This window comes from Arcticibacterium sp. SM2516 (genome assembly GCF_057914865.1).
On the sequence record NZ_CP195290.1, the window covers coordinates 2,273,255 to 2,285,932 of the forward strand.

At 36.6% G+C, this 12,678-nt stretch carries 14 protein-coding genes; 7 read left to right on the forward strand and 7 right to left on the reverse strand.

All coding sequences use genetic code 11. The annotated features are described in order from the left end of the window. Positions 1-10: 10 nt before the first annotated feature. Positions 11-577, reverse strand: a complete 567-nt coding sequence (locus ACSBFT_RS09455; protein ID WP_463046621.1) for a YceI family protein — start codon at positions 575-577, stop codon at positions 11-13. Between the two features lie 362 nt (positions 578-939). Between ACSBFT_RS09455 and ACSBFT_RS09460 the strand changes: the two genes are divergently transcribed. The 5 genes from ACSBFT_RS09460 (at position 940) to ACSBFT_RS09480 (ending at position 4,313) form a co-directional block, all read left to right on the forward strand. Beyond that, positions 940-1,803 (forward strand): hypothetical protein, encoded by an 864-nt coding sequence (locus ACSBFT_RS09460; RefSeq protein WP_489604415.1) that lies wholly within the window; start codon positions 940-942, stop codon positions 1,801-1,803. A gap of 500 nt (positions 1,804-2,303) precedes the next feature. Next, positions 2,304-3,143, forward strand: a complete 840-nt coding sequence (locus tag ACSBFT_RS09465; RefSeq protein WP_463046623.1) for a hypothetical protein — start codon at positions 2,304-2,306, stop codon at positions 3,141-3,143. Between the two features lie 62 nt (positions 3,144-3,205). Next, positions 3,206-3,499, forward strand: a complete 294-nt coding sequence (locus ACSBFT_RS09470; RefSeq protein WP_463046624.1) for a hypothetical protein — start codon at positions 3,206-3,208, stop codon at positions 3,497-3,499. Positions 3,500-3,639: 140 nt separating this feature from the next. Then, positions 3,640-3,966 carry a hypothetical protein gene (locus ACSBFT_RS09475; protein ID WP_463046625.1) on the forward strand — a complete coding sequence of 109 codons (327 nt, stop codon included), beginning with the start codon at positions 3,640-3,642 and terminating at the stop codon, positions 3,964-3,966. A gap of 167 nt (positions 3,967-4,133) precedes the next feature. Next, complete coding sequence (locus tag ACSBFT_RS09480; protein WP_463046626.1) at positions 4,134-4,313, forward strand: hypothetical protein; 180 nt, start codon at positions 4,134-4,136, stop codon at positions 4,311-4,313. A 15-nt stretch (positions 4,314-4,328) separates the two neighbouring features. Here the strand turns inward: ACSBFT_RS09480 and ACSBFT_RS09485 are convergent, their stop codons facing one another. Together ACSBFT_RS09485 and ACSBFT_RS09490 are read right to left on the reverse strand one after the other, a co-directional pair. After that, positions 4,329-4,796 (reverse strand): cytidine deaminase, encoded by a 468-nt coding sequence (locus ACSBFT_RS09485; protein ID WP_489604416.1) that lies wholly within the window; start codon positions 4,794-4,796, stop codon positions 4,329-4,331. Positions 4,797-4,801: 5 nt separating this feature from the next. Further along, a complete protein-coding gene (locus ACSBFT_RS09490) occupies positions 4,802-6,721 on the reverse strand; it encodes a hypothetical protein (protein ID WP_463045575.1) in 1,920 nt (639 codons plus the stop codon). Positions 6,722-6,806: 85 nt separating this feature from the next. On the opposite strand from ACSBFT_RS09490, the gene ACSBFT_RS09495 reads away from it, so the two are divergent. Next, a complete protein-coding gene (locus ACSBFT_RS09495; RefSeq protein ID WP_489604417.1) occupies positions 6,807-8,996 on the forward strand; it encodes a heavy metal translocating P-type ATPase in 2,190 nt (729 codons plus the stop codon). Positions 8,997-9,025: 29 nt separating this feature from the next. After that, the gene (locus ACSBFT_RS09500) at positions 9,026-9,241 is read left to right on the forward strand and encodes a heavy-metal-associated domain-containing protein (protein WP_463045573.1); all 216 of its coding nucleotides are present in this window, start codon (positions 9,026-9,028) and stop codon (positions 9,239-9,241) included. Between the two features lie 62 nt (positions 9,242-9,303). Here ACSBFT_RS09500 and ACSBFT_RS09505 read toward each other — a convergent pair whose 3' ends face one another. From ACSBFT_RS09505 to ACSBFT_RS09520, 4 genes are read right to left on the reverse strand one after another with little or no spacing between them, the layout of a single operon-like run. Then, positions 9,304-9,660 carry a heavy-metal-associated domain-containing protein gene (locus tag ACSBFT_RS09505; RefSeq protein ID WP_463045572.1) on the reverse strand — a complete coding sequence of 119 codons (357 nt, stop codon included), beginning with the start codon at positions 9,658-9,660 and terminating at the stop codon, positions 9,304-9,306. Positions 9,661-9,717: 57 nt separating this feature from the next. Further along, on the reverse strand, positions 9,718-9,930 hold the full coding sequence (locus ACSBFT_RS09510) for a heavy metal-binding domain-containing protein (RefSeq protein ID WP_463045571.1): 213 nt from the start codon (positions 9,928-9,930) through the stop codon (positions 9,718-9,720). 19 nt (positions 9,931-9,949) lie between these two features. Beyond that, positions 9,950-10,507: an AraC family transcriptional regulator gene (locus ACSBFT_RS09515; RefSeq protein ID WP_463045570.1), complete on the reverse strand. Its 558-nt coding sequence runs from the start codon at positions 10,505-10,507 to the stop codon at positions 9,950-9,952. After that, a complete protein-coding gene (locus ACSBFT_RS09520) occupies positions 10,508-12,667 on the reverse strand; it encodes a TonB-dependent receptor (RefSeq protein WP_489604418.1) in 2,160 nt (719 codons plus the stop codon). Between the last annotated feature and the right edge of the window lie 11 nt (positions 12,668-12,678).

A 12,678-nucleotide genomic window follows, 5' to 3' on the forward strand; every position in this document is an offset into this window, starting at 1 on the left:
TACAGGGGTTTTAGTCCTTCGTAAACTCACCTGCAGCCACTATTTGAATTTCATGACTCAAGGCTGAAGCAGGTCTGTCACCTATTCCGTAAACCGTACGGTCAACCTCACCGCTAGCCTTCAAGCCAATCATCTGTTTCTGACTTTTGGAATTAACAACAGGTCCGTTAACAGTAACAGCAAGTGTAACAGGAGCAGTCTTACCTTTCATGGTTAAGTTACCCGTCATGGTATACTTCTTACCCGAAACATGCTTAAAAGAGGTGCTTTTAAAAATTACCTTAGGATTTTTGGCGACATCAAAAAACTCCTCACCTTGAAGGTGTCCATCTCTCCTTTCATTATCTGTGTCTATGCTTGCCACATCGGCACTAAACTCAAAGACCGCATCAGAAAAATCTTCTTTGGCAGATGTAAACTTAACATCATAAGTTTTAAACTTACCACTGACATCAGACAGCATCAAGTGTGTAATCTCGAAGCTTACACCTGAATGAGATTTGTCAATATTCCAAGTTTGGGCTTTTACTAAAAATGTACTAAGTACAAGCAAAAGGATAAACGAATATTTTTTCATATAGAATTTTTATTAATTAGATGATGCACAAATATGTGAGATTAATCATGAACAAGTCTTTAATCTTATACCCCTTGGCTGTTTTTTTCGACAATCACCTAGATTTCCTCTCCTTTCAAATCAAAACCAACAGGTATTGGGTACGTTTTTAAATTTTTTCCACAATTTTCTTTACAAACGTTTGCAACTAACCATTTCAGAACCGAAACCTAAGGCTAAGTACCTATAGACGCACTAAAGCAGTAAGCTTAAAAGTCACATATCTACCAATTCTTCACTTTAATCTATAGAATCCCGCAATTAATGAAAACCATAAGGCGTTATAACCCGTAACTTGCATAACTTAATTTTATAAATCCAGCATGAATCACACAGTTAAACTAGCTTATTTTACCGATTTTTCAGAGGGTGCAAAAGTCGCATTTGAAACCCTTATGTTTAATATATGGAGTTTTGATTTCCAGTTAGATCTCATACATATTCTGAAAAGCAATCATGATTCTAAAGCCTTTGAATCTTTAGAAACATTGAAAAGAGAAATAGAAAACTCCATGGAAGATAGAGTAACAGTCTCGATCAAAATCTTCTATGAAAATGAAGACCATAAGATGATTGAGTTTATCAATCAGGAGCATTACTTCTTGACTTATTTACCGATGCCTACCGTTAGCTTTCGTAATGGCTTCAGAACCTTGAGTCATGACTTATACGATAAGCTTCATACAGATGCTAATTTTGTAACGCAAAGCCACCAAGTTAAAATAGAAAACAGGGGGATAATGACTTTGGACATAAACAACCTTATCAACCTATTTGCCATTAAAAAATATCACGAATACTTCTTATTCAATTATGCCAAAATAAAGTTCATTATTATTTCAGAAACTCCGCTGTCACCTAAGGAGATGGATGAGGCTCATCTATTCATTTCTGATACGCTACCACGCCTAAATTTTGATGTCATCAACCTACTTCATCAGAACCGCATTGCAGGTTTACAGAAGGAAATAAGCGAAAACAAAATAGACTTTTTGATTTATTCTCAAGACGATAGCATCGACCAATTAGTAAACAACGGTATTAACACAAGTCTTAAGGAGAATGCCGTTCATTTTTCATTCATGAGACTTCATGTCACTCCTGAAATATTGGGTCATGCTATTTCAAATCATCCAGATTTTCAGAAACTTTCTTTAAAGGATTTTTCTGCAAGTCTGCTTTCCTAAAATCGCCACCTATTTCGGAGTAAACGTTTCCAAAAACAGAACCGTAAACTACAAAGGAACATTCAACACGCACCATTTCTTATACCTGAAATACGTTAAGCTTTCTGTTTTCGTTTTCAAAAGAGGTGTTAATTGCACATTTTAAAGATTTTTATTCAAAAAAAAGCAAATTTAACATGTATCCGCTAAATAATTCAAGATACGGAAATAAGCAATTTAACCCATAAAATGGATTCAAAAATTTCTCTTCAAAAAAAACTGTTATCCATATACTGCATGTAAATTCATTGTCTACAAGCCAGTTATGCTATATCTTTGTAATATAATTCGTTTAATGCTGCTTCATCTAATAACTAAAACACTGACCGTAAATATTTGATTACTAAGTTAAATAGTATCATAATCTAGTGTTACAATTTAAGTTTATTCAGACTTAAATTCTCAGCTCTTTTAGAGCGAAGCAACTTTCAATTTGTCGCTAAAAAAAGGTTATAAAAACCATGTCAGATTCTATAAATATTGCTTTTTGTACAGACTTTTCTGAGCTGTCTAGAGCATCGCTGGAAAGTATACTATTTAACACTTGGAACTTCAATTGTAACATTCATCTTCTCCATTATTTAGAAGATGAAGATGAAGATACGGCCTTGTCAAAACTAAATCTTCTTACGGAGGAAGTGAAGCTCGAGGCCAGTGAGGGTCAAGATATCCAAAATCGACTGTTCAGAAAAAATGAATGCCAAGAAATGATAAATAACCTCAATAATGGGAAGTATCATATCATTGCTAGTGGTATGCCTTTTAAAACCTCCGAAAAATGTAACTCTTTTATTACTCAGCTAACAAAGCAAGTCAACAAAGATCTCACGTTAATTCCGGCAAACCATAAAGTCAAAATAGAAAACAGGACTACCATACTGCTAGATATAAAGAATCTAGATAATCTCCATATAACCAACCTGTTTGAAGAATACTATAAATTCCTTTTTGCAAAGATTACTATAATTATCTTGTCCGATGAATTGCTAGATATAAAGGCCTTTAATGAAACACATGAAAAGGTCAAAAAAATAATGCCTAATTTAGATATCACGATAGCAAATCATGATAAAAGCCAATGTATTGAAAATCTAAAAACATTAATTGAAAAGGACAACATAGACGCCTTTGTTGTTTTTAAGCATGATTACGGCGAAAATTTCATGCTAAACATTATGAATAATAATATAGACGGTATCAGATGGAATTTCACGCTTTACAGAAGTTACGTGGACGATACAATCATATCAAACCTTAAAAAAGGTGTGAACCCATACCCCAAAATGCAGCTAAACGAGTAGGAATAAAAGAAACGGTAAAAATTGGCTTCAATACCGACTTTTCTAAATCATCTGAGATTTCTATGAAAACTTTACTCTTTAACGTATGGAGTTTTGACTGTGACATTCATTTGTTTCATTTGGTAAAAAACGATAATAGAGATGACTCCATTATTAGACTTCATAACCCTATAGAAGAGCTAAGTAACTCTTTAGATCCCTCCCAAAATGTAGAAGCTTATCTCTTTGAAAAAGGTGAGATGAATCAGCTGATTGATTTCCTGAATAACGGGGATTATGTTACTCTTTCTGTGAGCTTGTCTTCCTTTAACCCGCTTTATGCATTAGAAAATCTCCCGATTTTATCGGGACCATAGCTATATTGCTTCCCATCCGCAAGCTCAGGGTAACACAAATCAGTTCACTTCGTAAGGCTCAGTGCAGGCGTAAACTGATTAAAACTCAATCACCAGAACCCTTCGACAAAAAGCTCAGGTAATCTGCTAATCTCGTTTAAATGCCTGATTTACTCCACCTTAAAACTCATTACGATTCTCCAATTCATAAACCGGGTTTAACCGAAGGGCAACTTGTAAAGGTTAGAAAAACCATATATAGTATCTTAAATGGAATTAAATATGAACTTGAAAATCTGGTCAAACAAAATGCAGAACAGTCCATTTCCAATCAATCAGAAAACACGCCTTTAGACTATTTTCTCTTCCTCACCGAAGACTACTTTTATACGCATATCAGTAATTCTGTAGCACAAAATAAACTTCCTGGTGACCTCAAATTTTCTTTAATAAGGCTTTATATTACGAAAGACAACATATGCTTTTAAAAAGATATAACTGAAGACTATTTAATCAAAAGAGCATTCTTAGGTAAAAAGGTGTTAACCCTTGTTCCAGAGACCAAGAATACGTTCATTTAAAAACAAGAATTTAAAAAACGCCATTTCAGAAAACCTTTTTATAGTTATTTTTAGATATAAAACCTGAACGCTACATGAAAAAAGAAAACAATAATCGTAAACTAGGTAATACCACCGCTGCTTTGGGTGGACTTTTTACTATACTAGGACTGACTATTTTTCAAGATCAAAAAACACTTCAACTTATCTCATTAGTTACAGGTGTTGTTTTAGCCCTTTTCGGGGTTACACTCATAAAAAAAGGAAAAAAATAATACCCTTATTGCTTATTATAGCTTAACCAGTTCAAAATGAAAGGGTAAAAACTGACTTACATCATCTGCTATATACAGTTCAGATTTGCCATCCCATAACCATATCTCAATGGCTTGTTTTTGACGATTCCTTATATCGGAAATCACCTGCAAACATCCCGCACAGGGCACTAAAGGGTTTGGCACTTCATATTTCTTGGATTTTGCAAAAACCACGATTCTTTCCACCTTATTTTCCAAGTTTTTTGCACATTGAAAAAGAGCCACCCTTTCTGCACACAAACCCGAAGGAAAAGAAGAGTTCTCTTGATTAGCCCCATGTACTATCTCTCCATCTTTTAAGACCACGGCACAGCCGACATGAAACTCAGAATAAGGAGCATAAGACAGCTCTGCCGCTTTTTCAGATTCTTTTAAAAAAGCGATATCTTCATCACTTAACTTCTCAATATCTCTTTTTTCTAATTCTACAGTTTTCTTCATTAATTTTATAGTTCGTTGATTCTTACCACGGAAGTATACCTACCAAATACTTTTACAGGAATCACTTTATCCTTCACCGTCACATGTATCACACTTTCTTTTAATGGGTCGTTCCAGGCATCATAAACCAGCACTAGGGCTTGGGTTTCTTGCTCATTAAATTTAACCGCCACCATCTGGCTCTTGTCATAAAGCGAATAAGATGGAAGTACCTCATCTCCTCTGGTAAATCTATTATTTTCTCTGGCGGAAGATACGAAGTTCCAGTCCGTTTTAGCTTCAACTATATCCTTATTAGCACTTACGGACCACTTCCCTGCTTCCCATCTGTCTATATTCCTATAGTTTTGGATGGCATATTGACCCGTTAAGTTTGGAGAGAAAGCAGTGGATACTTTGTTTCCCTTTTTATCATAGACATCAGTAGCCGCTCCCAAATAATCATTTTGATCTCTTCTGCTATAAGGCTCAGACCACAGCTCTCCTCCATCACAAAAAGCAAAAGCCCAAACTGCTGCATTATGCATGGCAGATGGAAAAACCATCGGCTTGGTTTTCACTGAAAGTATTCTTCCTTTATCGTCTGTAAACCATGCCGTACCCATCTCAAAATCTCCTACATACTCCTGATTATGCCACCACATTAAGATACTTTTCTTAGTAGGCTGAAACTTCTTATTCATGATGTGCTGTATGACTAAATGCTGAACATAGCCGTAATTGGTAGGGTAATTCAAATACCCGCCAACATAATTTATATCTACATTATTCAGGTAAAAGCTATTGATAGAAAAGGGGCTTTTAGGATTTTGATTGGTGTCCCATTGACCAAGGTTCCCTTGAAATTTCAAATCATCTGTGAGCTCATATTTAAAATTATTTCCTTCCACATTGACCCTATTCAAAAAGAACAATCCCCGTGGCCAAAGCGAAATTGTGGTTTTAGGATATTTCTTTTTATAAGCGTTTAAACATCGCTCCAATTTATAGATAGACTTACCATAAGGGCTTTGCAAAGCTTCCCAGTTCAGCACTAAATGCCCCACATTCTGATATTTATTTAAAACATACTTTTCAAAATTCCTGTACAGTACGTTTTCGTCTACCTTATCTAGCCAAGCATTTATTTCCTGCTGAGAAACAGAATACGCTGCTGGTGCCCCACTCTCATAAAGCCAAGTGTCATAATCATAATAAACTCGCTGCTCTTTTGGTGCCACAAAACTACCGGTATAGGTATAACCCTTTTTAGCTGTCTTGTTCTCAACATCGTCATTTATCATGAAGCTGGTGATTCCAATTTTATTATTAGGCAATTTATAATCTGGAAAATACTTATAAAATTGAGGAAGATGTGTATGACTTATATTTTGTGGAAAATCATCTGGCATAAAGAAGTACTCCAGATTTCCTTCTTTCCAGTGGTTTCGATTCTCGCCAGGAATAGTCACAAAATGCTGCACAAAAGTGCCACCGTTCCAAGGCGGGACATTATTCATCTGCAAAACCAATGGAGCAAAATCAAAACCTCTCATATCTTCCATATTGGCGTCTTGAAGTTTGTTATTCCTCACATCCTTATAGTGTTCCGTTTCCCAAAACACCACCTTTTTATGATTGATATCCTCCTGCCAATCTCCCGACCATTCTGTATCTGTTAGTAATAGATTATTATTGACATCAGCCTTAAATGCCAACTGAGAAGCCCTTTGCATGACCTTCCCGTCATAAAACATTTGACCTTTGGTAAAAGCCTCTTGGTCTGTTTTCAAAACGCCCTGCCCTACTTTTAAACCCCTTTCAGATGGTACTGTCACCTCCACATTGGTCGTATCTTTAGAAGCATCGGTGGTAGGTCCTTGCGGATAAATACAAGATTCCACAAAAGGGATGAATAGGAAAAGACTTAAAACATGTATTCTCATAAAGTAAATCTTACAATTTTAACTGTAAATGATATAACTAGAACGACTGATACTCTGATTAGTTTTGTAAAAATAGATGATAAATATGGAAGCTAAACTTCAAATTCCCGTTTTAGGTATGACCTGTGCCAGCTGTGCCGGAAGTGTGGAGCAAATTTTAAAGAATACTCCGGGTGTTAAAGCCGTTTCCGTCAATTATGCCAATGAAAAGGCATACCTGAGTATTGACGAAGAAATTACGAATTTACCCTTACTTCAAAAACAAGTACAAGCCATTGGCTATGATTTGGTGATTGAAAAAGATGGCTCGGCAGAAGAGTTAAAGCAAGACCGTCTTAAAATAGCGAAGAAAAACACCATATGGGCAGGTGTTTTTTCTGTGCCTTTACTCATCATAGGGATGCTGGGCATGCACTGGCCTTATGCCAATTATATCATGCTGGCCTTAGCCTCTCCCGTACTGTTCATATTCGGCAAAGGCTTTTTCATAAATGCGTACAAACAAGCTAAAATTGGAAAAGTAAACATGGACACTTTGGTGGCTTTGAGTACGGGTATAGCTTATACTTTTAGTCTTTTTAATACTTTCTATCCTGCTTATTTTGTCAACAGAGGCCTAGAAGCTCATGTATACTTTGAAGCTGCAGGGGTGGTTATTTTCTTTATTTTAATAGGTAAATGGTTGGAAGAAAAGGCTAAATCTGGCACCTCAGAAGCTTTGAAAAAGTTGATTGGCCTTCAGCCCAAAACCGTCATTGCCATTAGAAATGGAGAAGAACAAAGCATCGGTATTGATGAAGTCATCATTGGAGATTTGCTTTTGGTAAAACCTGGAGATAAAATCCCAGTGGACGGCAAGGTTAAAAAAGGGGAATCTTATGTGGACGAAAGTAGCATCAGCGGTGAACCCATTCCCGTATTAAAAGAGAAAAAATCAGTCGTTTTTGCAGGCACACTAAATCAAAAGGGAAGTTTAAGGATATTGGCAGAAAAAGTAGGAAACGACACCTATTTGTCGCAAATCATACAGATGGTAGAAGCCGCACAAGGCAGTAAAGCCCCTGTACAGAAAATGGTCGACAAAATTGCCAGTGTCTTCGTACCAGTGGTCATTGGTATAGGCATCCTGACTTTTGTACTTTGGATGACTTTAGGAGGTGAAAACAAAATAGCCCTGGGCATGCTTTCCGCCTTGTCTGTTTTGGTGATAGCCTGCCCCTGTGCCCTAGGATTAGCCACACCGACTGCTATTATGGTAGGTGTAGGAAAGGGGGCAGAAAATGGAATATTGATAAAAGATGCAGAGAGTCTAGAATTGGCTCAAAAGATTGACACCGTTATATTGGATAAAACTGGTACTATTACCGAAGGAAAACCGAAGCTTACAAGTATTGAATATTTTGGTGAATCCGAAATCCTGAAATCCATTATTAAGAGTTTAGAATCTGATTCTGAACACCCTTTGGCTACCGCAATTACCGAACACTTTAAAGAATCTGATTCGGTAGCCATTCAAGCGTTCGAATCTATTACTGGCAAAGGCGTAAAAGGTCAATATGAAAATGAAACTTACTACATCATAAAACCCAACTATGCTACAGAGCTTGAAATTTCTATTTCTGAGGAACAAAATTCAACGATTTCAAAACTAGAAAATCAAGGCAAAACTGTGGTTATTTTTTCTAACGAAAAATCCATTTTAGCCATCATTGCCATTTCCGACAGTATAAAGGAAACTTCCGCTAAGGCAATTAGAAAAATGCAAGAGCAGGGCTTAAAGGTAATTATGTTAACAGGAGACAATGAAAAAACGGCAGCCACCGTAGCACAAGAAGTAGGCATCAATGATTTTAGAGCCAACTGTATGCCTGCTGACAAAAGCGACTTTTTAGCCAACTTACAACTAGAAGGACACACGGTGGCCATGGTAGGAGACGGCATTAACGATAGCGTTTCTCTGGCCAAAGCAGACGTGGGAATAGCAATGGGTTCTGGCTCAGATATCGCCTTAGACGTGGCTAAGATGGCCATTATATCTGATGATTTACTTAAAATACCGGACGCCATTAAGCTGTCAAAAAGAACGATGAATACCGTAAAACAAAATCTGTTCTGGGCCTTCATTTATAACATTATAGGAATTCCTCTAGCGGCAGGTGTGTTATATAGTTTTAATGGCTTCATGATAAATCCAATGATAGCCGGAGCGGCCATGGCTTTTAGCTCTGTAAGCGTAGTGCTGAACAGTTTGAGACTAAAAAGACTAAAACTTTAGAATTCTATAAAACTTTAATTTCCAATATAATGAAACAATTAAAATTCAAAACCAACATAAATTGTGGTAGCTGCATAAAAGGTGTAACACCCTTCCTAAATAAACTAGACGAAATAGACGAATGGAAAGTGGACACTGAAAATCCTGACAAAATCTTAACGATAGAAGGTGACGATTTCACTGCAGAAGAAATCATAAAGACGGTGGAAGAAGCCGGTTTTAAGGCAAGTTTAATAGCTGCTTAATCATAAAAAAAAACGGAATGGCATGCCATCCCGTTTTTTTGTAAATACCCATTTACCCGATCTTAATCTTGATGAGGTGCTGCTGTTTTCTGGCAACAATCTGGTAATCTATCATGGGCTTTTTGATCTGCTACAACTAAATCTGCGTCATAACCAATTTTAGAAATAGCTTTTCTAATTTCATCTCCATTTGTTCTTTTCGCATTATAGGCCACAGTCACCACTTTATCGTCCAGATTCAACTCCGCCTTTTCTACACCCTTCGTCAAAGCTAAATCGTTCTCTATCCTCTTCTTACACATTTTACATATAGCAGAGGTTTTTATCTTAACTACATTTTCTGATGATGCAAAGCTTTGAGCTTCAGCACCAAAGCTCATTAAAAAGCCCAAAACAATAATTCCTAATATTTTTTTCATATTCTAATTTATTAAATTTAAAACCAATTTTATACTAATCAATTGTTAACGAGATGATTAATCCTCATCCGAGCTTACTTTTTCCAAGTCCATTTTGCAAACAGGGCATTGACCTGGCTCTTCATACGTTTTATCACCTTCACACTCCATAGAGCATGCATAATGTGCATGAGCTACTTCTCCAGAATGCTCTGTAGCTTCCGAAGAACCGCTATCACAAGCACTCAAAAATCCTAAAAACAACAAGCCTAAAACTATTTTTACCTTCATCTTTTTTATCTTTTTAAATTTATACTTTATCCAGAGCTGTTCTGGTTCCTAATGTTTTAAAAACGCTCGGAGTCATTCCCGTTATCTTCTTAAACTGATTTGACAAATGTGCCACACTACTATAATGTAAACTATCTGCTATTTCACTTATTGTTAATTCCTTATAACTTATCAATTCTTTTACCCTTTCTATTTTCTGGGCTATCACATAATGCTCTATGGTGATACCTTCTTTCAAAGAAAACAAACTACTGAGCCATTTGTAATCCTTCTTAACCTCTGACTCAATGTATGCAGAAATGGTATATTTCATTAAAGCATTCTCTTGCTGATAAATTAATTTGGTAATGGCATTCTTAATGGCTTCCACATACTGAGAATCTTTATCTATCAATAACTCAAAACCTAGCTTTTCTAAATCTTTAGACAGCTGAATTTCTTGCTCTTCTGTCATATCTTCCTTCAGCTTTACCGTTCCTAAGTTTATCTCTTCATAAGCCATGCCGGATGCGTGCATGAGCTGTTCCACGCTTAGCACGCATCTGTTACAAACCATATTTTTAATTTTCAGTATCATCTATCTAAGTCTATACCTAGCTCCAATATAAACGATTCTACCTATCACGGGTCCCCAGACTTGTCCTGCATCAAAGCTGCTACTGTTAGGGTTAGCAGCTGAAATAATCGGGCTGTCTTGCGTAAAGTTTAATAAGTTTTCTGCTCCTAAATAATACTCCCATCTTACGTAATTCCTTGAAATTTGACTATTTAAAGTTACAAAACCAGGAGCATAATCATCAACCATAATGTCAGGAATTCTTTGCTTTCCTTTATAAGATAGGGTAGCATCCATTTTCCATTTATTATAGGGTCTGGCATAAGCCACATTAAGTAATGCCGCAGATTTAGGCACAAACATCTTATCTCTTAAACTGCTTTCATCAGGATTCGTATAAAAGGTCTGTTTTACATTTAACCATCTGTAAGCGGCTTTCATCTCCCATCTATCGTTTGGCACCACGTTTAACTCTATCTGAGCACTGGTGGAAAAAGAACGGTCTTTAGAATTATAATAAATCAATTCACCTTCCTGCTCCATATCCAACATTTGATGTTGCTTAAACTCGGTATGGTAAATATCTAAACTTAGATTATTTCTGCCAAACTCCTTGGTCCAGCTGGTACCGTAATTCCAAGAAATCTCTGGAGCTATATTGTCTCGAATGATGACAACTCTATTACTGACCAATTGCCCAAAGTTCTCAGCTAGTGGTGTAGGAACTCTTATTCCTTTTCCTACAGAAATCCTCCAAGTACTATTTTCGCCCAAATCTTGTTTGAAATGGACTCTCGGCGTCACCTGCGTTCCAAACAAATTATGTTGGTCTAACCTCAATCCTACCACAAGTATGGTTTTGTCTAACTTATTATAAGTATACTCTCCAAATACGCCAGGAACGAGCTCTTGCCTACTTAGATGTATTGGATTCTCAAAATTGGCGTAGCTCTCATCATAGGAATCTGCTAAAAAACTTAGGCCTGTTTTATAAGTATGAAAAGTATTTCCAATAATATCTTGATAAATCATATTTGCAAAAAAAGTATTCTCTTTAGCATCATAAGGATTTAAACCAAAAACGGAATTCGAATTTAAAAACGTACCATTCAAAATAAGCCCAAGCCCTCTATAGGGTGTTTCTGGAAACAATAACGCCGTTTTGGTAAACATGGTCAGTTTCTGCGTATTATTCTCAAAAACATAGGGATTCGCAATTTTGGACATTTGTCCACCCTCTCTATTTTCTGTAAGGAAGTTAACACCGGCTTGCCCCATAAATCGCTCTCCATTGTATTTCCATCTGTTCAGAATATTAAACTGACCATAGAGCGGTAAATCTCTAAAACCATCGTCGTTTCTGTCTACTTCAGTTTGTAGAAAAGAACCATGACTTAATAAACCAACAGACCATTTATCGTTCAGCTTTTTAGCTAGGTTTAGATTAACTTCTCCTCTACCCAATTCGTTGGCATAAAAATTCAAATAAACAGGCTCTGCTAAATCTGGCTTTTGAAGTTCCACATTAATTGTTCCGGACATCGATTCATAGCCATTAATAACAGATGATGTTCCTTTAGCCACATCAATAGACTGCACCCAGGTACCTGGAACATAATTAAGTCCAAAGGGAATGGACAGGCCTCTCACTCCTGGCATATTTTCAATATTGGTCTGTATATACTTTCCAGAAAGGCCCAGCATTTGAAGTTGTTTCGCTCCTGTAATGGCATCGGCAAAACTTACCGATACCGAAGCATTGGTCTCAAAACTCTCTGAAAGATTACAGCAAGCCGCTTTTGCCAATTCCTTACTTGTAATAATTTGAGTTTGAACAGAAGCCAATCTATCTATAACTGTGGAGTTACTTTTAACCACCACTTCGGTTAGACTGGTATTATCTGAGCTAAGAGAAAAACTAAACGGCCCATCTCCGTGTGCCATTACGGTATCTGTCTTATAACCCAAATAACTAATAATCAGCTGGTGCTGCTTAGCTCCTCGATTTATGGTGAATCCACCGTTTTCGTTAGTCAGTAATGCATTAGATGGCTCGGTAGCCCATTTGACTACGGCACCTATAAGTGGTTGATTGGTATTGTCCGAAACTGTACCACTAATTTGTTGGCCATAAGCCAAAGTATGAAGTAATAATATACTTGATAGTAAGATGTATTTCATGATAAATATTA